General features: G+C 63.0%; 19 protein-coding genes. 5 read left to right on the top strand and 14 right to left on the bottom strand.

Annotated features, from left to right (window positions below):
- Positions 1–19 precede the first annotated feature (19 nt).
- From ACPS74_RS14285 to ftsY, 5 genes are all read right to left on the bottom strand, one after another.
- Positions 20–580 (bottom strand): bactofilin family protein, encoded by a 561-nt coding sequence (locus ACPS74_RS14285; protein WP_029651599.1) that lies wholly within the window; start codon positions 578–580, stop codon positions 20–22.
- A gap of 86 nt (positions 581–666) precedes the next feature.
- Complete coding sequence (locus ACPS74_RS14280) at positions 667–1,620, bottom strand: tyrosine recombinase (RefSeq protein ID WP_029651600.1); 954 nt, start codon at positions 1,618–1,620, stop codon at positions 667–669.
- Positions 1,621–1,670: 50 nt separating this feature from the next.
- Positions 1,671–1,814 carry a hypothetical protein gene (locus ACPS74_RS14275; protein WP_029651601.1) on the bottom strand — a complete coding sequence of 48 codons (144 nt, stop codon included), beginning with the start codon at positions 1,812–1,814 and terminating at the stop codon, positions 1,671–1,673.
- 150 nt (positions 1,815–1,964) lie between these two features.
- Positions 1,965–2,567, bottom strand: a complete 603-nt coding sequence (locus tag ACPS74_RS14270) for a septation protein A (protein WP_029651602.1) — start codon at positions 2,565–2,567, stop codon at positions 1,965–1,967.
- Between the two features lie 5 nt (positions 2,568–2,572).
- Positions 2,573–3,634 (bottom strand): signal recognition particle-docking protein FtsY, encoded by a 1,062-nt coding sequence (gene ftsY / locus ACPS74_RS14265; RefSeq protein WP_029651603.1) that lies wholly within the window; start codon positions 3,632–3,634, stop codon positions 2,573–2,575.
- Positions 3,635–3,810: 176 nt separating this feature from the next.
- Here ftsY and ACPS74_RS14260 point away from each other — a divergent pair, with 176 nt between their 5' ends.
- The gene (locus ACPS74_RS14260; RefSeq protein ID WP_029651604.1) at positions 3,811–4,065 is read left to right on the top strand and encodes a hypothetical protein; all 255 of its coding nucleotides are present in this window, start codon (positions 3,811–3,813) and stop codon (positions 4,063–4,065) included.
- A 24-nt stretch (positions 4,066–4,089) separates the two neighbouring features.
- Here ACPS74_RS14260 and ACPS74_RS14255 read toward each other — a convergent pair whose 3' ends face one another.
- Entirely contained in the window at positions 4,090–6,243 is a 2,154-nt protein-coding gene (locus ACPS74_RS14255) for a family 2A encapsulin nanocompartment cargo protein cysteine desulfurase (protein WP_029651605.1), read from the bottom strand.
- 58 nt (positions 6,244–6,301) lie between these two features.
- Positions 6,302–7,249 (bottom strand): family 2A encapsulin nanocompartment shell protein, encoded by a 948-nt coding sequence (locus tag ACPS74_RS14250; protein WP_239754933.1) that lies wholly within the window; start codon positions 7,247–7,249, stop codon positions 6,302–6,304.
- A 140-nt stretch (positions 7,250–7,389) separates the two neighbouring features.
- Here ACPS74_RS14250 and epsC point away from each other — a divergent pair, with 140 nt between their 5' ends.
- Positions 7,390–8,322: a serine O-acetyltransferase EpsC gene (gene epsC / locus ACPS74_RS14245; protein ID WP_051381743.1), complete on the top strand. Its 933-nt coding sequence runs from the start codon at positions 7,390–7,392 to the stop codon at positions 8,320–8,322.
- Positions 8,323–8,367: 45 nt separating this feature from the next.
- Here the strand turns inward: epsC and ACPS74_RS14240 are convergent, their stop codons facing one another.
- The gene (locus tag ACPS74_RS14240; RefSeq protein WP_029649680.1) at positions 8,368–8,856 is read right to left on the bottom strand and encodes a VOC family protein; all 489 of its coding nucleotides are present in this window, start codon (positions 8,854–8,856) and stop codon (positions 8,368–8,370) included.
- Positions 8,853–9,329 carry a MarR family winged helix-turn-helix transcriptional regulator gene (locus tag ACPS74_RS14235; protein WP_029649679.1) on the bottom strand — a complete coding sequence of 159 codons (477 nt, stop codon included), beginning with the start codon at positions 9,327–9,329 and terminating at the stop codon, positions 8,853–8,855. Before ACPS74_RS14235 ends, ACPS74_RS14240 begins: the two co-directional genes overlap by 4 nt.
- Positions 9,330–9,569: 240 nt before the next feature.
- Here ACPS74_RS14235 and ACPS74_RS14230 point away from each other — a divergent pair, with 240 nt between their 5' ends.
- The gene (locus tag ACPS74_RS14230) at positions 9,570–10,040 is read left to right on the top strand and encodes a VOC family protein (protein WP_029649677.1); all 471 of its coding nucleotides are present in this window, start codon (positions 9,570–9,572) and stop codon (positions 10,038–10,040) included.
- Between the two features lie 143 nt (positions 10,041–10,183).
- Here the strand turns inward: ACPS74_RS14230 and ACPS74_RS14225 are convergent, their stop codons facing one another.
- Positions 10,184–10,492 carry a hypothetical protein gene (locus ACPS74_RS14225; protein ID WP_029649674.1) on the bottom strand — a complete coding sequence of 103 codons (309 nt, stop codon included), beginning with the start codon at positions 10,490–10,492 and terminating at the stop codon, positions 10,184–10,186.
- Between the two features lie 1,751 nt (positions 10,493–12,243).
- Here ACPS74_RS14225 and ACPS74_RS14220 point away from each other — a divergent pair.
- Together ACPS74_RS14220 and ACPS74_RS14215 are read left to right on the top strand one after the other, a co-directional pair.
- A complete protein-coding gene (locus ACPS74_RS14220) occupies positions 12,244–13,149 on the top strand; it encodes a ferritin family protein (RefSeq protein WP_026222778.1) in 906 nt (301 codons plus the stop codon).
- A 91-nt stretch (positions 13,150–13,240) separates the two neighbouring features.
- Positions 13,241–13,720 (top strand): ferritin-like domain-containing protein, encoded by a 480-nt coding sequence (locus ACPS74_RS14215; protein WP_029648287.1) that lies wholly within the window; start codon positions 13,241–13,243, stop codon positions 13,718–13,720.
- Positions 13,721–13,735: 15 nt separating this feature from the next.
- Here ACPS74_RS14215 and ACPS74_RS14210 read toward each other — a convergent pair whose 3' ends face one another.
- From ACPS74_RS14210 to ACPS74_RS14195, 4 genes are all read right to left on the bottom strand, one after another.
- The gene (locus tag ACPS74_RS14210; RefSeq protein ID WP_029648288.1) at positions 13,736–16,336 is read right to left on the bottom strand and encodes a PAS domain S-box protein; all 2,601 of its coding nucleotides are present in this window, start codon (positions 16,334–16,336) and stop codon (positions 13,736–13,738) included.
- A gap of 3 nt (positions 16,337–16,339) precedes the next feature.
- Positions 16,340–19,687: an NAD-glutamate dehydrogenase domain-containing protein gene (locus ACPS74_RS14205; RefSeq protein ID WP_244471395.1), complete on the bottom strand. Its 3,348-nt coding sequence runs from the start codon at positions 19,685–19,687 to the stop codon at positions 16,340–16,342.
- Between the two features lie 76 nt (positions 19,688–19,763).
- Positions 19,764–20,222 carry an ATP-binding protein gene (locus ACPS74_RS14200; RefSeq protein ID WP_239754938.1) on the bottom strand — a complete coding sequence of 153 codons (459 nt, stop codon included), beginning with the start codon at positions 20,220–20,222 and terminating at the stop codon, positions 19,764–19,766.
- Entirely contained in the window at positions 20,219–20,551 is a 333-nt protein-coding gene (locus tag ACPS74_RS14195; RefSeq protein ID WP_029648291.1) for an STAS domain-containing protein, read from the bottom strand. Before ACPS74_RS14195 ends, ACPS74_RS14200 begins: the two co-directional genes overlap by 4 nt.
- Positions 20,552–20,634 lie beyond the last annotated feature (83 nt).

Raw genomic sequence — 20,634 nt, 5'->3', positions numbered from 1 at the left:
TGTCGCGCAACGATCAGCCTCAACCGCCCGCTGAAGTTTTGCGGCCGAGCAGCGTGCGCGTCGCGACGCGCTTCGCCTCGCCCTCGGCGGCGAGATAGAGCGCGCCCTTGGCGCCCTTGGCGCCGCGCACCGCCTCGTTGATGCGATCGATCGAAGAGGGTTTCGGCGGCGCGGCCGCGATCTCCACGCGTTCGGCGGCGGGCTTGGCCGGCGCGGCCTTCGCGGCGCGATAATCATCGATCGCGGTCAGTTCGCCGGCGATGACGGCGCCCTTCTCCAGCTCGATCTCGCCATAGGTGATTTTACCCTCGACGCGTCCGGTGGCGCGCACGACCAGCAGCTGCTTGATCTCGATATGATCGGAAATCCAGCCGCTGACGTCGGCTTCCGTGGCGCTGACCTTGCCGCGGATGACGCCGCCCTGCCCGACCTGAATGACGCGCGCGGAGACGTCGCCCTCGATCGCGCCGTCGACGATGATGAGATCCGAGGCGGAGATTTCGCCCTTGAGCGTCACGCCGGCGCCGATATAGGCGACATTCTCTTCCTCGGGCCGAAAGTCCATCGCGTTCTTCGCCATCGCCAAGCTCCTCGGTCGCGCAAATGCGCGGAAAAGCTTACGTTGAGCGCGTCTCAACATTCAACGGAAAAAGCGCCCAAGGCGGCTCAACCCGGCTTGTCCGTCGTCTCCGACAGCGGATGCAGATCGCGCACCATCGCCCGCATGCGCTCGTCGAGCACATGCGTATAGATCTGCGTCGTCGAGATGTCCGCATGGCCGAGCAGCTCCTGCACCACGCGCAGATCGGCGCCATTCTGCAGCAGATGGCTCGCAAAGGCATGGCGCAGCGCATGCGGATGCATGTCGGCGGCCGGCAGGCCGGCGGCGCTCGCCAGCACCTTGAGATCGCGCGCGAAGGCCTGGCGCGTCAGATGACCGCTGTCGCTGTCGGCGGGGAAGAGAAAGCTCGAGCCGGCGCGTTCGGGCGCCATCTCCTCAAGCAGCTTGCGGTAGGAAAGAAGCGCGCGGCGGGAGCGATCGGTCAGCGGCGCCAGGCGCTCGCGCCCGCCCTTGCCACGAATGGCGATGAAAGGATCGCGCGAATGCGCGGCGCTTTTGGGCAGCGAGACAAGTTCGGAGACGCGCAGGCCGGTGGCGTAAAGCGTTTCGAGCAGCGCATAGAGCCGCGCCGCCCGCAGCCGTTCGCCAGCAGGCCGCGTTTCGTCATCGAGCCCTTCGCTCGCGACCGTGAGCAGCCGATCGATTTCCGCGGTGGAGAATACGCCGGGCGCGCTGCGCCGCATCCGCGGTCCGTCGAGCGCCGAGGCAGGGTCGTCGCCGCGATGGCGGTCGACGTAGAGAAACTTGTGGAACTGGCGAATCGCCGAAATGCGCCGCGCCACCGTCGCCGCCGACATGCCGCGCGGCTCCAATGAGGCGAGATAGGCGCGGATGTCTTCCGTCGTCGCGGCGCCGGGATCTCGGCCATTCGCGGTAAGATGCGCAATGTAATCGGAAAGATCGCGCCGATAGGCGTCCTGCGTGTTGCGCGCCGCGCCGCGCTCCGCGGCCAGCATGTCGAGAAAGGCGTCGAGCTGGCGCGCTGCGCCGGCTTTCATGCGCTTAACTCCCCAGCATCATTCCGCACAGGCGTCACGAATGACAGCCGTCACTTGTTCAACCGCTGCGCCGGGATCGTATAGGTCATCTGGCGCGGTTGCGGCGTCACATAAGCGACGAGGGCGACCATGGCGCCGTAGGCGATCGCGACGAGGGCGCCGACGATGATCAGAAAGCGGATGAGACTCGGCAAGGATTCGACTCAGCCCCCCATAAACCTGAAGACTCTCTTCGCCCGAACGCGCCTCGATTGCAACCCGCGCGCGATGGTCGGCGCGCATGCGCTTGAAATCATCGGCGCGGAACGCGGCCGATCGCGTTCAAAGGCGCGCGACGCCGGCCCTTAGAAATGCGATTCGGGATCTTCGTCCTCGGGGCGAATTTCGTGGCGCATGATGAGCGGCGCCTGCGACAGCGCGAAGACGAGCGTCAGCGGCAATATGCCGAAGACCTTGAAATTCACCCAGTCGTCGGTCGTCAGAATGCGGCGCAGGACTTCATTGAGCCCGGCAAGCGCGAAAAAGAACAGGCCCCAGCGTATGGTGAGCTTGCGCCAGCCCGCGTCGTCAATGTGGATCGCCATGTCGAAGACGATCGGCAGCAGCAGCTTGCCGAAATAGAGCGCCCCGATCAGGCCGGCGCCAAACAGCGTGTAAAGGATCGTCACCTTCAGCTTGATGAAGGTTTCGTCGTGCAGGAAATAGGTGAGCGAGCCGAAAACTAGCACCAGCACGGCGGTCACCACCGGCATCGCCGGCAGATGTCGGGTGATCGCCCATGAGACGGCAAGCGTCAGGACGACGCCCGCCATCAGCACGCCGGTCGCGGCGAAAATGCCGTATTTGGAGTTGACGACGAAGAACAGCAGGAGCGGTCCTAGTTCCAGTGCGAGCTTCAGCCAGGGATTGAGCTTTCTTTTTGCCGCGATGGCCGTTTCCTGCGTCATCTCTCTTAGCTTTCCGCCTCTGACGTTTCTTCAAGCCCTGCAATCGCCCGTGCGAAGTCGCGCGCCGCAAACGGCTCCAGATCGTCGGCGCTTTCGCCCACGCCGATAAAGTGGATCGGCAGGCCGTAAGTCTCGGCGATTGCGACCAGAATGCCGCCCCGCGCGGTGCCGTCGAGCTTGGTCATCACGAGGCCGGTGACGCCGGCGACCCGCTCGAAAACATCCACCTGCTGCAGCGCGTTCTGTCCGACGGTGGCGTCGAGCACGAGCAGCACCGCATGCGGCGCTTCGGCGTCGGCTTTTTTCATCACGCGAACGATTTTTTCAAGCTCGGCCATCAACTCGGCGCGATTTTGCAGTCGGCCCGCCGTGTCCATGAGCAAAATATCGGCGCCCTGCTCTTTCGCGCATTTGATGGCGTCGAAGGCGAGCGCGGCCGGATCGGCGCCTTCCGCGCCCGAAACGACTTCGGCGCCCAGCCGCGCGCCCCAGACTTTGAGCTGCTCCACCGCCGCGGCGCGGAACGTGTCGCCGGCCGCAAGCACGACCGTCTTGCCCTCGCCGGTCCATTTTGCGGTGAGCTTGGCGATGGTCGTCGTCTTGCCCGAGCCGTTGACGCCGACGACGAGGATGATGAAGGGCGTCTTGCTGTCGTCGACGACGAGCTCTTCGGCGACCGGCGCCAGCACGCGCTCGACTTCGCGCGCGAGGATTTCGCGCACTTCTTCGGGCTCGATGTCGCGCTCGTAGCGCGCCTTGCCGACCGCCTCGGTGATGCGCGTCGCGGCGCCCACGCCAAGATCGGCCCGCAGCAGCACGTCTTCGAGCTCCTCGAGCGTCAGCGCGTCGAGCTTGCGCTTGGTGAAAACGTCGGCGACGCCCTGGGTGATCGCTTGCGAGGTCCGCGAGAGGCCGCCGGACAGGCGCGACCACCAGGAGCGCTTTTCCTCCTCAGGCGCCGGCTCGGGCGCCTCTTGGGGCGCCGCTTCGGGCGCGGGCGCGCTCTGGCCGCCGCCAAACAGGCGGGAGAACATGCCGCGCTTTTTACCTTCGGTTTCCTGGCTCATTCACCGGATGGCCTACACGAGTTGCGCCGAAAGGGCCAGCGGGCGGAGTCCCTTGCCGCGCGCGTGGCGCCAGTGAAGAAAATGCCCGCAAAAATGGCGGCGCTCGCCATGCGGACGGAACATCCCACAAAACGCCAGGTTGTTCTCGCATCTAAGGGTTCGACGGGAGGCGCGCAATGCAAGCCAGGACGCGACAGCTCTTCGCCGGCGCTTTCGCCTTGACGCTGATCAGCGCCTCGGCGGGCTCGGCCTTTGCTCAGTCCCCGGGATATCATCCAGGCCCGCCCGGCTGGTATGGAAGGGCGCGTCCCCCCAGCTACGCCGGAGATTGCAAATTCCCTTATCCGCCGGGTTACCGCTACGATCTGAAAGACTTGCGCACCGGCTTCACCGATCGCGATTTTTCCTGTTACAGGCTCGATAACGACTAAGCAGCTCATCTCGACAAACGCTGGCTAAAAGGCGTTGCCCGTCTGCAGCCGCAGCAGCGCGCTGACCAGCGCGTCGACGTCCGCGCATGTGTTGTAGAAGGCCAGCGACGGGCGCACGGTGGCTTCGAGGCCGAAGCGGCGCAGGATCGGCTGCGCGCAGTGATGTCCGGCGCGAACGGCGATTCCCTCGCGGTCCAGCGCCTTGCCGACCTCTTGCGAGTCGTGTCCATCGAGCGTGAAAGAGAGCACCGAGGCTTTCTCCGGCGCCGTGCCGATGAGGGTCAGTCCTGGAACGGTCGTCATCTTTTCGGTCGCATAGACGAGAAGATCGTGCTCGTAACGGGCGATCACCTCCATGCCGATGGCTTCGACATAGTCGAGCGCCGCGCCGAGCCCGACGGCGTCGGCGATATTGCCCGTGCCGGCCTCGAAGCGCTCCGGCGGGCCCTGATAGATCGTCTTTTCGAAGGTCACGTCGGCGATCATATTGCCGCCGCCCTGCCACGGATCGAGATGTTCGAGCACGGCGTCCTTGCCGTAAACGACGCCGATGCCTGTCGGGCCGAACACTTTGTGGCCGGAGAAGACGAAGAAGTCGCAGCCGATCGACTGGACGTCGACCGGCATATGCGAAACCGATTGCGCGCCGTCGACGAGCACGCAGGCGCCGTAGCGATGGGCGATCGCCGTGATTTCCTGGACGGGCGTAATTGTGCCGAGCGCGTTCGAGACCTGCGAGACCGCGACGATCCGCGTCTTCGGGCCCAGGAGCTTCTCATATTCCTCGAGAATGAGCGCGCCGCGGTCGTCGACCGGCGCGACGCGCAGCTTCGCGCCCTTCTCGGCGCACAGCATCTGCCACGGCACGATATTGGCGTGATGTTCGAGGTGTGAGACGACGATCTCGTCGCCCTCGCGCACATTGCGCCGGCCCCAGCTCTGCGCGACGAGATTGACGCCCTCCGTCGCGCCGCGCACGAAGATGATGTCCTTGACGTTGGGCGCCTTCAGAAAGCGGCGGACTTTCTCGCGCGCTTCCTCATAGGCGTCGGTCGCGCGCGCCGCGAGCGTATGCGCGGCGCGATGAATGTTGGAGTTTTCATTCTCATAGAAATAAGCGAGCCGGTCGATCACCGACTGCGGCTTTTGCGTCGTCGCGGCGTTGTCGAGCCAGATCAGTTGTCGTCCGTTGACGCTCTGATTGAGGATCGGGAAGTCGCGCTTGACGCGATAGGGATCGAAGAGATGCCGCGTGGCGACGGTTTTCTCGGGTTGGCGTCCCTGCCGAGGCGCCGCGTAAACGCTATCGCCATAGGGCGCTTGCGCCGCGCCATGGATCTCGCGACCGCCGGCGCCCGGCGAGTGTGGCGCGGCGCTATGCGCATAATCGGACGCGCCGCCGCCTTGGGCGAATTCCCCCGGATGCAGCGGATAGGCGCCCTGCGTCGCGCCGCCTTGCGAGTGACGCGAGACGAGTTCGTCGCCACGCATCGCGCCGCTCGTCTGCTGCGGCGAGAAGGGGTCGGGATGGCCATAGCCCGCGCCGGTTGAGGGCGCGCGCGTTTCATAGCGCAAGGGCTCTGCGGGTCCAGGCGCCGGCGCTGTTGGAAGAAAATAATAGTCGCCTGCCGGTCGTGCGGCCGCGTCGTTGTCGACGAGCGAGAACTCCTGCGCAAGGCGGCGCGTCGGCTCGCTGTAATCCAATTCGCCGGGGACCGATGATGTCGCGCCGCCGAGCGAAGCGCCGGGCTGCGGAATGTCGGCGAGGCCCAACGGCCGCGTCGAGGAATGCAACGTCTGCGGCGCCGAGGGCGCCGGGACATTCGGGGTCGGGACAACGGAAGGAATCGTCGTCGGCGGAAAGTCCATGGGACCGAAAGGCGCGCGCGCCGGCGCATGCGGGGCGACGCTCGTCACGATCGACGGCGCCGGAATATCGGTCAGACTGGGCGTCACGGCGGGCAAGGCGCCGGCAAGCGCCGACGCGCCGGATTGCTGCGTCACGGCGCCGGTCGTCGGCAGCGACGCATGGGGCAGCGCGCCAAAGAAGGCGTTGGCCATATGCGCGATGATCTGCGCGTCGGGCGCGGCGGCGTCATGATGCGTGAACGCCTCCTTAGACGGCAGGCCATCGATGGGGAAGTCGACTAATTGCGGCGTCTGCGGCGCAGTAGGCATGTATTGCACACCTCAGGTGACGGAGAATCGGCGCGCTCAGCGCCGATCCCATAGGGACTCACGCATATTCGTCGGGATATTTGTGATATTTGCCGACGTCGACATCTTCGAGCACGCCAAGCGCGTCATGCGTCAGCACGGCCGCCGAGCAATAGAGCGAGATGAGATACGAGGCGATCGCCTTGCGATTGATTCCCATGAAACGCACCGACAGGCTCGGCGCGACTTCTCCGGGGACGCCCGGCTGAAACAGGCCGACGACGCCCTGTTTCTTCTCGCCGGTGCGCAGCAGCAGAATATTCGTCTTGCCCGCTTCATCGACATAGAGCTTGTCGCTGGGGATCAGCGGCAGGCCGCGCCAGGTGATGAAGGGCGAGCCGAACAGCGTCACGGTTGGCGGCGGCACGCCGCGACGCGTGCATTCGCGCCCGAACGCCGCGATGGCGCGCGGATGCGCGAGGAAGAAGGCGGGCTCCTTCCAGACTTTCGCAATGAGGTCGTCGAGATCGTCGGGCTGCGGCGCGCCGGTGCGCGCGCTGATCTTCATCGCCGGATGCGCATTGGCGAGGAAGCCGTATTCGGCATTGTTGATGAGTTCGGCTTCCTGCCTCTCCTTCACCTTTTCGGTGAGGAGCCGCACCTGCTCCTGAATCTGATCGTAAGGATGATTGTAGAGATCTGAGACGCGCGTCTGCACGTCGAGGATCGTCGTCACCGCATTCATCGAATATTCGCGCGGCGCATCCTCGTAGTCGACGAAGGTCTCCGGCAGGTCGGCGTCGCGGTCGCGCGCCGGGCTGCACTGGACGTCGGCGTCACTGAGCGCCGTCGCCTCCTTGACCCGGTTGAGACGATAGATGCCCGCTTCCACCGGCACCCAGGGCAAGAACGACACCAGCCAGCGCGGCGTGATGCCCGACCATTGCGGACGCGTCTTCGTCGCATTGGCGAGCTGGCGGGCCGCCGATTCGCTCAATGTTCGGCGAACTTCAGGTTCTGCGGTCATTAATCCTCTTCCCTCGACAAGATAGCTCCACGCGGCCCGCGCCATTCGACGCCGATACTCGCTTACTATAGCTTGTCTATAGAGTATACATATCTTATGGTCAAGCCAGGGGTCGGAACCCATCGGCGAGCGAAAGCAAGATGACGATGCTGCGAGAGTTTTTTTCCAAGGACCACGACATCGACGCGATCGTTTCCGCCTTGAGCGCGCTGCGCCGAGCGTCGCAGGCGCAACGTTACGGAAACGCCGCGCCGCCGCAGCTCCCGTCGAAATTCGTCATGGCGTCGATCGTTGAGGGGATCACTGCAGCGCTTTATCCCCGGCATTATGGACCGCCCGAACTGCCCTTCGACAGCACCGACGAATTCATCGCGTCGACGCTAAAGACGTGCCTTGGGGGCCTGCGCGAACAGGTCCGGCGCGAGTTCGCGCTTTTCCCGAGCGATGCGTCGGACGAACAGACGCGGCTGCGCCCAACGGACATCGTCGACGCCTTCGCGCGTGCGATTCCGCGCGTGCGGATGCTGCTCGACGCCGACATCCGTGCGGCTTATGCCGGCGATCCGGCCGCGAAAAGCCTCGATGAGATTATTTTCTGCTATCCCGGCGTCGCCGCCTTGATCAAACACCGGCTGGCGCATGAGCTCTATCGACTCGGCGTTCCGATGCTGGCGCGCATCGTCGCGGAAATCGCGCATTCGCAGACCGGCATCGACATTCATCCGGGCGCCGAGATCGACCAGGGCTTCTTCATCGATCACGGCACTGGCGTCGTCATCGGCGAAACGGCGCGCATCGGCAAGAATGTGCGGCTCTATCAGGCGGTGACGCTTGGCGCGAAGCGATTCGACGTCGATGAAAGCGGCGCGCTCGAGAAAGGCAAGCCGCGACATCCGATCCTCGAAGACGACGTCGTGATCTATGCCGGCGCGACGGTTCTCGGCCGCATCACCATCGGCCGCGGATCGACGATCGGCGGCAACGTCTGGCTCACGCACTCCATTCCGCCCGGCAGCAACATCACGCAGGCGAAAGCGCGGATCGAGCTCTTCGATCACGGCGCGGGAATTTGATTGTGCTAAGACCAAGCGGGCCGGCTTCCCGGCCCGCTTACTTCCTCAGGCCGTCGCCTCGGCGCAGCCCTGCGCCATCGCCGCGCGCCCCGCCTCGATCATCTCTTCCGGCGTCATGTCGCGCACATGCGTCGCGATCGACCATTCATGGCCGAAGGGGTCGACGACTTTCCCATAGCGGTCGCCCCAGAACATATCGGCGACCGGCATTTTCGCCGTTGCGCCTGCAGCCACCGCGCGCGCGTAAACCTCGTCGACATTGTCGACCATGAGATGAATCGTGACGGGCGAGCCTTTGAGCGACTTCGGTCCCAGCGCGCCCCATTCCGGCATTTCGTCGACAAGCATCACCATGGAGTCGCCGATCTTCACCGCCGCATGCATCAACCTTCCGTCGGGTCCGGGCATGCGCATCATCTCTTCGGCGCCGAACGCCTTCTTGTAAAATTGGATCGCGTCGGCGGCGCCGGCGCAAATGAGATGCGGCGTGATCGATCGCATGCAGGCGGGATTTTTCTCGACATTGGCGTTCATGCTTTGACGTCCTTTCCTTCGGTTTGAGTTTCAGCCCCTAATATGCGCAGCGCTTTACGAAGCTTTTGTCCTTCGCTGGGCGAAAACCCGGCGTCGAGCGCGGCATGTTCGCGACGCCAGATCGGCAGCGCGGCGGCGAGCAGGTCGCCGCCGGCGCTTGTCAAAAACAGTCTGCGCGCGCGGCGGTCCTTTTCGTCAAGACGCGTTTCGACGAGCCCGCGCCGCTCCAGGGATTTCAGCGCAGCGGTGAGCGTCGTGCGATCCATGGCGAGCGCCTGCGCGAGTCGCCCCAGCGTCGGCGCCTGCGGGGCGTTGAGCATCATCATCAGCGAAAACTGGCCATTGGTGAGTCCGAGCGGCGCGAAGGCGCGATCGAAGCGCCGCGCGAGGGTGCGCGCCGCGCGCTGCGTCGCAAGGCAGAGACAGGCGTCGCGAACCTCATGAACGACCTCGATCGGGAGCTTCTTTGACATGGCGTCCTTATGTTGATATCAACGTTTATTGCGTTTGTCGAGTCTTTCGCATCACCGCCCAACTTCGCCCTCATGCTGAGGAGCCGCCGAAGGCGGCGTCTCGAAGCACGAGGGCGAGCCTAAAGGCGCGCATGAAGGTTTCCTCGTCCTTCGAGACGCGTGCGCCGCACGCTCCTCAGGATGAGGAAACCTTCACCCGATCGCGCGTTGGAAATGACAGACACGAAAAAAGGAGCAGCCATGCAGTCGAAAGTCAGAACCTGTATCGCCTTCAAGGATCAGGCGGAGGAAGCGGCGCGCTTCTATGTCTCGATCATTCCCGACTCGGCGTTCGAAGGCGTGTTCCGCCTCCAGCCGGACGGGCCGGCGCTGCTCGTCTCCTTCACCCTCGCCGGCACGCCCTATCAGGCGCTGAACATGGGCCGCGAGCCGAGCCACAATGAAGCCTTTTCGATCTCGGTGATGACCAAGGATCAGCGCGAAACCGACGCGCTTTGGGACAAGCTGCTCGCGGGCGGCGGCGCCGAGATCGAATGCAGCTGGCTCAAAGACCGCTACGGCATCCACTGGCAGATCGTGCCGGAAGCCTTGCCGCGCATGTTCACGGATGACGACCGCGCCGCGGCGGGCCGCGCCTTTCAGGCGATGCTTGGCATGCGCAAGATCGACCTCGCCGCGGTCGAAGCGGCGTTTCGCGGCGAATCCCCTTAAGCCGGCGGCGAATGAAACGCGCCCACCGGGGCTACTTCGCAACCATGCGAGCCTGGAGGCTCGCCGTCCGGGAAGCGCCGCGCTTGATGCCGCCTTGGACCGCGAGCCTCCAGGCTCACAAGGCGCCTGCGACTAGCGTCGCCTCAAGCCGAGCGCGCGATCGGCGCGGCGTCGCTTTTAGCGGCGACGGCGTTCCACTCCTTTTCCCAGAAGTCGGCGACGCCGAAGCGCGCGATGACCGCGCCCTTTTCGTCGAGAACGATCACCTCGTCGAAATCGACGACGTCGAGCGCCTTGGGACTGGAGAGCTCCATCTCGAAGAAGCGGCTCACCTCGGCGATGACGCTCGCCGGATCGGAGGATTCCCGCTCATATTCACGCAGCGGCTTCAGCTTCACATGGCCGCCTTCTGTCTCAATGAATTTGACTTCGCGTACACGATAAATCGCCATTGCCTTACCCTCGCTTGCGCCGGGCACATGAGGGTGAAATTGGCTGCGCAAGCGGCGCGTCAAGAGGTTTAGCGGGACCGTCGCTGTCGTTTGGAAGCACAGGTCAACCTGTCGTTCCAACGCGCGCGCTTGGGCGCATGCCGCGATGTCATTTCCGACGCGCGCTTTTGGCGATAGGCGGTGGTGTCATTCCCGACGCGCGCATCGCGCGCGATCGGGAATCCAGAAAATGCAGATCACTTGCGAATTTGCTCTGGATTCCCGATCGCGCATGACCGCCATGGGAGTCGTCATTGCGAGCCGCAGGCGAAGCAATCCAGAATCCGCCAGCGCTTCTGGATTGCTTCGTCGCGGCGCTCCTCGCAATGACGCCCTCAACACAAAAGCAAAGTTGCCCCATTAGGCCTTTGACCTGTCGGGAATGACGCTTTGTCAGCTTCCCCCAAGCGCTGCGTTGCGCAGCCTGGCCATTCCCGATGCGCGCGTTTGAATTTTGACACGGGTGTCATTCCCGACGCGCGCATCGCGCGCGATCGGGAATCCAGAAAATGCCGATCATTCGCGAATGTGCTCTGGATTCCCGATCAGGCCTTCGGCCTGTCGGGAATGACACTGGACAGCGCCATCATACTCGCCTCCTCATGCTGAGGAGGCGCCGAAGGCGCCGTCTCGAAGCATGCGCCCTTCAGCAAAACATAGCTTGTCGCGCCGTTCTCGCCCGCGAGCCACATTTGAAATCGCCGGCGTTATCGTCCCCAGCCGATGCGAATTGATTTTCGAAAGCTGCAGCCTGCTCAGCCACGCACGGCTCGGAACTCAGGTTTATTTAGCTCATTTTCAGTTGTCATGGCCGGGCTTGTCCCGGCCATCCACGCCAGGACATCGCGAAGCGTTTCACGCCGAAAAGGCGTGTTCGGCTCATACTCTCACATTTCAGCACGTCGTCGCGTGGATGGCCGCGACAAGCGCGGCCATGACGCGGTGAGCAGGCTTCCCGAGCGCCTCTTGACATTCCTGGAATAAATTCCTATCCTCCGCCCGCCTTCGTCAAGCGAGGGCGCGGCTCAGGGTCGAGCGGCGCCGGCGAAGGACGGATCCGGCGGGACGAACGACCCTCGTTCCCTGATCCGGCGGCGCGTCGCCGGTCTGGGCTTCTCTCCTTTGCGCGGAGACGCATGAGAACTTCGAAGAGCCGCAAGGCTGAGCGAACCTCATGTGCAGGCTTTGAAAGCCCGGACCACAATATCCGAGGATGGCGCAGGCGTCGGTTACCCGAACGATGGGGAGCGGCTCCCTCAGCCCGGAGGCGGCGAGACGACGCGATCCGTGTCCGGGAGAAACCGGCCGTCGAAGACAATTTTTTGCGCTGCGGCCAGCGATGGCCGGGGCGTCCCGGACCGCTCGCCCCCCGCGCCTTATCGGCGGCGGGATGTCTTCGCGCGCCCCCTGCTCGCCCGGTACTTGGCGCGCCTTGTCAGCGCACTTTCAGCGCCGCCTTGGCGAGTCGCCATGCGGCGCGACGATCGGATTCACGTCAGCCTCGTCGCCATCGCATCAGTAATACCGCACGCGTGCGACAATGCGTCCTCCAGCGCGTCGTATTGCGTGGCGAGATTTCTGCTTTGCAAAGTCTCTGGCAAGATAACGGGCCGGGCTGCCGCTTAGAATAACTCCGGTGAGCTTACTTTTAGACCCGGATTGCCCCTTAAACGCCAAAACATGTCTGAGTTCAGACAAAAGGAGCAAAAACAGTGGCTAATGTGACATTCTCATCCCCCGTCCTTGCACGCGACGTTACTGTCTATGCGATCGCTGGAGACCGCGGCACGATCCTGGCGGTGGCCAAGGCGCATAAAATTCCCATTCCCTTCGACTGTCAGGACGGCGAATGCGGCTCCTGCCTCGTCGAGGTCACGCATCTCAGCCGTAACCAGAAATACGGCATCGCGCTGACCGAGAAGGAAAAGGAGATGCTGCGCCAGCTCGGCAAGATCAGCAAAGCCGAGATCGAGGCCGCCGAAGTCAACGACATGCCGCCGCGCTATCGCCTGGCGTGCCAATGTTTCGTCCGTAACGAGGACATCCTCGTCAAATTCGAAGGCGATCAGACGCTGCCGGCGCAAGGCGCCCATATCACCCATGCCGCCAAGCGCTTCACGGGCGGCATCGAGATTTCCACGGTGGATGAATTCATGGGTTACGCCGTCAAGGTCGAAGAGGACGCGGCGATACATTTCGATGAACTCGCCGGCATGATGGAAAGCTGCGGCAATGCGGAAGTCGCCAAATTGTTTCGGCAACTCGCCGGCTTTTCACGCCTGCATCTCGCCGAGGCCAAGAAGCGCGCTGGATCGATCGACCTCGCGGCGGTCATTCCGCCCGATTACGTGTGGCCCAATCATGCGACCCCGGAACGCACGGAAATCTGGGCCGCCGACCCAACGCTGTCGCGGCTCGACGGCTTGAAGGCCGCCCTGCAGGGCGAACGCCGAGGCTATGAGTTCTATCGAGCCGTGGCCGCCAAAACCAAATCGCCGGAAATCGAAGCGATGGCGAAGGAATTCGTCAAGGAAGAGGCCGAGCACGTCAAAATTCTCGAAGCCTGGATCACGCGCGAAGAATGGACCATAAAGAACCCGCCAAGCGCCAACGCTTGAGCGAGAAGCCTGACAATCGGCTTGAGGCGGGGGCGGCCTTTTTTGGCCGCCGCTCGCTGACAAATCTGAGCTCGGCGAGCGAGGGGGAGACATGGAATCGGTCGAGGAATTTCTCGCTTATGCAATCCATCTCGAATTCGAAGCGGCGACCCGCTACGGGCAATTGGCCGACGCCATGGAGTCAGGCGGCAATCGCGAAGTCGGCAAACTGTTTCGTCGATTGGCGGATTACTCCAGACTGCATCTGGCCGAGGCGCAGGCCCGCGGCGGCTTTCGTGAATTGCCAAAGATGAAGCCGGATGAGTTCGTGTGGCCCGGATTGGAGAGCCCGGAGACGGCGGCGATCTGGGCCGCCGATCCGTTTATTGGACGCGAACAGGCGCTTGAGATCGCGCTCGACGCCGAGACCGCGGGCCTCAAATATTACCAGCACGTTCTCGACACGACGTCCGACCCCGAGATCAAGATCCTCGCCAGGGAGTTTGTCGCGGAAGAGCTTAGTCACGTCACTGAACTGAATAAGTGGATCGCCGCGAACAAGGCTGGGAAAGTTCTGACCGTCGATCCTTGAGTTCATCGTTCGACGTCAGCACACTTGCGCCACCACCATGGCGACGTCATCCGACGCCGGCGCCTCGCCGCGGAAGGCGCGCACGTCGGCGAGCACCGCCTTGATGAGGTCTCGCGGCGAGAGGCTGCGATGCTGCATGAACGCGGCGGACAGGCGCTCGAGTCCAAAGAAGTCGCCCTGCCGGTTTTGCGCCTCGGTAATTCCGTCGGTGTAGAACAGCAGCTTGTCGCCTGCGGCGAGTTCGATGCTCCCCTCCTTGAATTCGACCGCGCGCATGACGCCGAGCACCAGGCCGTCGGCGTCGAGCTGCACGCACACGGCGCCCTCCGCGCGCAGCAGCAACGGCGGGTTCTGGCCGGCGTTGGCGTATTGCAAGGTGCGCGTGCGCGGCAGGAAGCGGCAATAGAACATGGTGATGAAGAGGTCCGCGGCGGTCAGGTCCTCGTGCAGGAGCTCATTGAGGTCGTGCAACAGCTCCGCCGGCCCGGTTAATGCGTTCGTCGCCTTTCGCGTTTCGGCGCGCAGCGTGCTGCGCACTTCGGTCATGATCAGCGCGGCGCCGACGCTATGGCCGGAGACGTCGGCGATGACGATATCGATCACGCCGGAATTTTCGAAATAGTCGAAATAATCGCCGCCGACATGGGTCGCCGGCACGCAGATTCCGGCGATCTCCATATGCGGGGTGCGCAACGGCGCGTTCGGCAGCAGCGACAGCTGGATCTGCTTGGCGATTTCGAGTTCGTGGCGATTCTCTTCGACGCGCCGCCGATCGGAAATATCGGCGTGAACGCTGACGAAGTGGGTGATGCGCCCCGCCTCATTGGCGACCGGCGAGATGGAGAGTTCGTCCCAGAAGGAGACGCCATCCTTGCGGTAGAATTTCACCACCACCTGGCAGCTCGTGCGATGCACGATGGCGTTGCGGATTTCCTCGAGCGCCGCAGGGTCCGTCTCCGGCCCGCGCAACAGATGCAGGCTGTGCCCGAGCAGCTCTTCGCGGGTGAAGCCGGTGATCCGGCTCAGCGCCGGATTGACGTAGATGTTCGGAACGCGAGGCGCCTGCGCATCCCAGACCGCAATGCCGATCGGGACGGATTCGATGGCGCGATTGCGCACGCGCAGCGCGTCTTCGAATTTTTTGCGCGAGGTGATGTCGTGGTCGACGCCCCGCCATTTCACCAGTCGGCCGCCTTCGTCGAAGATCGGCGCGCCGGTCGACTCGGTGAAGACGTCGCCGTCGTTCTTGTGCCGGTAGTGGTTGACGACGCGATGGAAGGCCCGTCGCAGCGCGATCGGACTCGGCGCCGTCTTGAGAGCGGCGTCTTCCGCGCTCTCCTTGGCGAAGAGATCGACATAGGTCTTGCCGAGAACCTCTTCGGGCGTCATGCCGAGCACGTCCTCGACGGCGCTGCTGCTATAAGTGTAGCGGCCGTCCTGATCCTGCTCCCACAGCCAATCGCCGGCCATGTCGGCGATCTGCCGAAAGCGCTGTTCGCTCTCGAACAGCGCCTCCTTGTCGCGCTTCTGTTCGGTGATATCCTGCTGCATGGCGAGATAATGGGTGATCTCGCCATTCGCGTCGCGCAGGGGCGTGACGATTTCGGAAGCCCAATAGAGCTCGCCGTCCTTTCTTCTGTCCTGTATCTGTCCGCGCCATTCAACGCCGGCGCGAATGCTCTCCCAAAGCCGCCGATATTGATCGCCCTCGGTCCGCTTCGATTGAAGCATCCGCGGGTTCCGGCCGATGAGCTCATGCGGCGGGTAGCCGGTCAGGCTGGCGAAGCGGCTGTTCACATATTCGATTTCACCGTGCTTATTGGTGATCATCACCGCGATCGGACTTTGCTCGACGGCGGCGGAAAGCGTCAGCAGCCTATCCTCGGCGCGCTTGAGCCGCGTCAGATCATGCGTCACGCCGACGAAGTAGCGCGTTCCTTCGAGCCAGATTTCGCCAATCGACAGATACATAGGGAAGGTGGTGCCGTCCTTGCGTCGCCCGACGACCTCTTGGCCGACGCCAATGATCTTCTTGACGCCGGTTCGCCTGTAGGCGGCAAGATAACGGTCATGCGCCTCGCGATAGGGCGAAGGCATCAACAGCTTGACGTTCCTTCCGAGCGCTTCCTCGGCGTGGTAGCCGAACAGCTTCTCCGCGCCTCTGCTGAAGAGCAAGATGTCGCCGGCCTCATTGATCACGACCAGTCCATCGACCATGCCGCCGAAGATGGTTTCGAGCTTTTTCGTCGTCTCGTCGAGCGCATCGGGCTCATTCGGCCCGTCGAGCGAACGAAGTTTGAGCAACGATCCGCCATCGCCATTGCCGGAAAGCGGGTCGATCTCGCAGCGAACGTCAAGCGTTGGTCCATCCTTGCGCCGAATGCGCAGAGACAGCCGCTGGCGGCCGTGCAGCGAGGGCGACGAAGGCTCGAAATCATCGGCGTCTGGCGCGAGAACCCGCGGAAAGAAAGGCTGGCCGCGAAGCTCCCCTTCGCGATAGCCCGTGAGACGTTCGGCGGCTCGGTTCATCGATCGCAGGGCACCCGACGATTCGACGATGCAAATAGCTTCATCAAAAGCGTCGAGAATGGCGCGATCGGCCGCGACCGTTTCCATGCGCTACGAAGCTCCTGCTTCCGAGGACGCGCGCCTTGGCTTTCGCGCCCTCTCCGCGCCCTCCGCCGAGCGGCTGCGATAAGCGGCGTCGCACGCGTCGACCAGGGCGTTCAGCTCGGCGACGAACGCTGCGAAGGGCGTCAGCGTCGTTAAGAGCGACGCCTCGAGTTTGAACGCCAGCCGCTCAAGCCCGGCGAGGCGAAACTCCAGGCCGACGTTTCGAAACAAAGCCCGCGCGTCGGCGATGCCGCTCAGCAATTGCATGGACGCGATGCGGGCGGACGCATCCCGCATTCGCGCGTCGAGCGCGGCCTGCAACTGCTGCTCCCAGAGGTCTCTTGGCTTCACATCCGCGAGAAGGGCGGTAAGCTTTTGCAGTCCAAACAGATTGGCGGCCTTATCAAAATACGCCCCGGCGACCCGCATGTCCGCTCCCGATTCGCGGGTAAGCGCGACAAGAAAAGGAAAATTCCGCAGCCGATCGAAATAGGGCGCCGCCACAGACTGGTCGCCCTGCGCCTCGCTCATGCCCACGCGTTCACGATAGGCGCCCAGATCGGAACGCCAGCGCTCGATGTCTTCGTCGTCGGGGCTCAGCCGATGCCCACGTCGCATCGACCAATGGCACATGTACGCCAGCGCGTCTTCGAGTTGGAGAAGCAGCGCATACTGGCGCGCGGCGTCCAATTCGCGGCTTTCGCGAAAACTGGCGCGCCATCGATCGCCCTCGAAGATTCGATCGAAGGAAAGATAGAGCTTGACGGCATAGCTGAGCAGAGTTGGGACCAGCCCCTCGCCCAGCAGCAGGAAGCAAACTCCCGCCTGATCGACGACCTTGTTGCAGATCACCGTGACGACGATTTCCCGCGCGAGTGAATGACTCCTGATCCGCTCCGAAAAATGAGACCGCAAATATTCTGGGAAATAGCTCGCCAAAAATTCATACGACCAGGACCCCTGCAGAAACGCCTCGTCTTCCAGCAGCCTCTGCTTCAGCGCCAACTTCGAACCGGCCATCAGCACGGCGAGCTCCGGTCGCGTCAACTCTTTCGTCTCGCGCGCCGAGACATCCTTTCGTGCCGGAAAGGCCTCGGCCGCAGGATTGATATAGCCGGCGTTTTCCAGTTGCTCCGCGAGGTCCATGAATGGATCGAGATTGATGCGGCACCGCGCGCGGTCCAGCGATAGGCAAAGACTCTGTCGGTCGTTGTCCTGCAGTACGGACGCGCAAACCTCTTCGGTGAGGGATTGGAGCAAGCGATCGGGATCCTCGACGTCTGGCGTGTGTTGGTCCGGCCGCGTGTGCAGCAGAGTCTTCAAATTGACTTCGTGATCGGAGAGATCAACGCCGGCCGAATTGTCGACCGCGTCGGTATTGATCCGTCCGCCTCTCAGGGCGTATTCAATGCGCGCCCGCTGCGTGAAGGCGAGGTTGGCGCCCTCGCCGACGACCTTCGCGCGAAGCTGCAGCGCATCGACGCGCGCGCCGTCGTTAACGCGATCGCCAACGCTCTCATTCGTCTCCGAGCTCGCCTTGACATACGTGCCGACCCCGCCCATCCACAACAGATCGACGGGCGCGATCAAGAGCCAGCGGACCAGCGCTTCGCCATCGATCGCGCTATGCCGCACGCCCAGCCACGCGCGCACCTCCGGGCTCAGCGGGATATCCTTGGCGTCGCGCCGATAGACGCCTCCGCCGTGTGAAAGCAGCGCCGGGTTATAGTCCCGCCACGTCGACTGCGGCAGTTGGAACAGACGGCGTCGCTCGGCGAAGGAAATGAGCGGATCGGGGTTTGGGTCGATGAAGATGTACTGACCGTCGAACGCGCCAAGCAGCCGAATGTTCGGCGTGTGCAGCATGCCGTTGCCGAAGACGTCGCCATCCATGGAGCCGACTCCGACGACCGTAATCAGCTCCGCATCGACGTTGCGACCGAGCTCATGGAAGTGCCGTCTTACACAGACCCAGGCGCCGCGCGCAGTAATGCCCAGTCGCTTATGATGATAGCCATGCGCGCCGCCGCTCGCGAAGGCGTCGCCGAGCCAGAAGCCATAGGAGTGCGAAATCTCATTGGCGACATCGGCCCAGGAGGCGGTGCCCTTGTCGGCCGCGACGACGAGATAAGGATCGGGGCCGTCATAAGCGACGAGCGCGGGCGGCCTGACGATCTTTGAATCCTTCAGATTGTCCGTGAGATCGAGAAGGCCGCGCAGGAACTGCGAGTATGCCTCCCTCCCGAGGCGCTGCCGCTGCGATGCGTCGTCAACGGGAAGCTTGAGAACAAAGCCGCCCTTGGCGCCCTGCGGCACGATGAGGGCGTTCTTGATCATCTGAGTCTGCATCAGCGCCAGGACTTCGCCGCGAAAGTCTTCGGGCCGGTCCGACCAGCGGATTCCGCCGCGCGCGACTTTGGCGCCCCGCAAATGCACGCCTTCCATTGAAGTGGAATGAACATAGATCTCCGCCATCGGCTTTGGAGCCGGCATATTGAACACGCCCAGACTGCTGATCTTTAGAGAAATGAACTTCCGCGCCCAGTCGCCGCAAAAATAGAAATTGGTGCGCACCGTCGCGTCGATGAGATTGAAGAGATCGCGAAGAATGCGATCGTCGCCGCCGTCCGTGACCCTGTCCAATACGTCGACGAGCTGAGCCCTGATCGGCGTGAGCGACTCCAACTCGATCTCGAAGGAGTCGCGTCCGTCGCCATCCGGCTTGAACCGCGCTTCGAAGTAACGATAGAGAAGTTGGACGGCCGCCGGACTGTGCAAAAGCGCGCGATAGATTCGCGTGCGCTCGATCCGCAGACCGAGCTGCTGATAGTAGTTGCTATAGGCGCGAAAGAGATCGATCTGCCGCCAGTCAAGCTCCGTGACCAAGACCAGGCCGTTCAAGGCGTCGCTCTCAACCCCGGCTGAAAGCACGGCTTTGAGCGCCGCCAACAATCGACCGTGCGATCGTGCGACGCTCGCGCCGCCGCCCATGGAGGGCTCGACGATGAAACTTCGAATAAACCGCGGGCCGATGCTGAGATTGAGCGCGAACTGAATTTGATCTTCGACGCGTAGTCCGAGGTTCTGCAGCATCGGCAGAAGTTCATCGAGCGCATGGTCTTTGGCGCCGATCAGCCGAACCTCATATCGGCCTACATCCGCTCCGGGGCCTGGCAGCGGACGCAATTCGACGATCTCGTTCCCGCTTTGGTTGGCTGCTGCAATCAGCGCCAGATCGCGCGCGGCGCGCCGCGCCGGGACGAGATAGCGATAGGCTTTGGGCAGCGCGTCAAGCGCCTCGCCGGAAAGATTCAGCCCAGAACGGCGCCCGGCGCGGCGGAGGAAATCCCGCACCACGGAATCCCAGTCCGCGACGCGGGGCGTCTCAAACGTCAATGTGTCCGGAGAGCGAAGCACGGGCAACCATCAGCTAGGCGATCTTCTTGCGCATTTCGAGAACATTGCCCGAATCCGTCTTGTGATATTGAACAGAGTCCATCACAGAGCGAATGAAGAATATGCCCCGGCCGCGTTCGCGAAGTTCATCGAACTCGGGCGACGGCAGAGCAGCAAGGTCGAAACCTCCGCCGTGATCGAAAACCCGGACGGAAAGATAGGCGTCGTCCACTGAGAAGCAGATCCGCACAGAGTCGGTCGACTTTGCCGCGGAGCTGTACTGAATGGCGTTGGCGACGGCCTCGGTTAGCGCAAGATTGAGGTGAAAAGCCAGGGTGTCGCGAGTGTCCTCCTGAACGTCCAGCTCCTTCGCAAGTTGCTCGGCGATCGCGCCGACGAGGCGCAAATATCGTGTTTGACTGGGAACGACGATGTCCAGATTGACGAATGTCTCGCACATCTCGATCACCGCCCACCCCATTCGCGGACTCACGCGCTCAGCGCCAACTGCAAGCTTGGATAGATGTCGAAAACGCGGTGCAGTCGCGTCAGTTCGAACATCGACCTGACACGCGGCTGCAGACCCGCCAAAGCGAACCCGCTGGAGCGCAAGCTCGCATTCTTGTAGCCGGAGAGCAGCGCCCCGAGCCCTGAGCTGTCGATGAACTGAACTCTCGCCAAATCAATGACGACGTTTTTAGCGCCGCCTTCGAGCGTTTTGAGCACCAAATCCTTGAGCTCGCCGGAGTTGTGCGCATCGATGCGATCCTCCTGGATGCTCAGAACGGTTCGGTCGTCTCGCACTTCCTTCGCTACTCTCATTGTCCAGTCTCAGCTCGATTATGACCACGAAAGTCTCTTGGAAATTAGATATGTCTGCGGCGAGCGATTAACAGGCCCTAGCG

The organism is Methylocystis sp. SB2 (assembly GCF_049817085.1).
GTDB classification, from domain to species: Bacteria; Pseudomonadota; Alphaproteobacteria; order Rhizobiales; family Beijerinckiaceae; genus Methylocystis; species Methylocystis rosea.
Note: the sequence above shows the minus strand (reverse complement) of the source record. Positions and strands in the feature narration are given on the sequence as shown.

Excerpts from the sequence above, each read along its gene's own strand:
- ACPS74_RS14235 (WP_029649679.1), bottom strand. The coding sequence starts at position 9,329 with ATGTCAAAGAAGCTCCCGATCGAGGTCGTTCATGAGGTTCGCGACGCC.
- ACPS74_RS14225 (WP_029649674.1), bottom strand. The coding sequence starts at position 10,492 with ATGGCGATTTATCGTGTACGCGAAGTCAAATTCATTGAGACAGAAGGC.
- ACPS74_RS14255 (WP_029651605.1), bottom strand. The coding sequence starts at position 6,243 with ATGCCTACTGCGCCGCAGACGCCGCAATTAGTCGACTTCCCCATCGAT.
- ftsY (WP_029651603.1), bottom strand. The coding sequence starts at position 3,634 with ATGAGCCAGGAAACCGAAGGTAAAAAGCGCGGCATGTTCTCCCGCCTG.
- ACPS74_RS14280 (WP_029651600.1), bottom strand. The coding sequence starts at position 1,620 with ATGAAAGCCGGCGCAGCGCGCCAGCTCGACGCCTTTCTCGACATGCTG.
- ACPS74_RS14285 (WP_029651599.1), bottom strand. The coding sequence starts at position 580 with ATGGCGAAGAACGCGATGGACTTTCGGCCCGAGGAAGAGAATGTCGCC.
- ACPS74_RS14230 (WP_029649677.1), top strand. The coding sequence starts at position 9,570 with ATGCAGTCGAAAGTCAGAACCTGTATCGCCTTCAAGGATCAGGCGGAG.
- ACPS74_RS14270 (WP_029651602.1), bottom strand. The coding sequence starts at position 2,567 with ATGACGCAGGAAACGGCCATCGCGGCAAAAAGAAAGCTCAATCCCTGG.
- epsC (WP_051381743.1), top strand. The coding sequence starts at position 7,390 with ATGACGATGCTGCGAGAGTTTTTTTCCAAGGACCACGACATCGACGCG.
- ACPS74_RS14250 (WP_239754933.1), bottom strand. The coding sequence starts at position 7,249 with ATGACCGCAGAACCTGAAGTTCGCCGAACATTGAGCGAATCGGCGGCC.
- ACPS74_RS14195 (WP_029648291.1), bottom strand. The coding sequence starts at position 20,551 with ATGAGAGTAGCGAAGGAAGTGCGAGACGACCGAACCGTTCTGAGCATC.
- ACPS74_RS14210 (WP_029648288.1), bottom strand. The coding sequence starts at position 16,336 with ATGGAAACGGTCGCGGCCGATCGCGCCATTCTCGACGCTTTTGATGAA.
- ACPS74_RS14240 (WP_029649680.1), bottom strand. The coding sequence starts at position 8,856 with ATGAACGCCAATGTCGAGAAAAATCCCGCCTGCATGCGATCGATCACG.
- ACPS74_RS14215 (WP_029648287.1), top strand. The coding sequence starts at position 13,241 with ATGGAATCGGTCGAGGAATTTCTCGCTTATGCAATCCATCTCGAATTC.
- ACPS74_RS14260 (WP_029651604.1), top strand. The coding sequence starts at position 3,811 with ATGCAAGCCAGGACGCGACAGCTCTTCGCCGGCGCTTTCGCCTTGACG.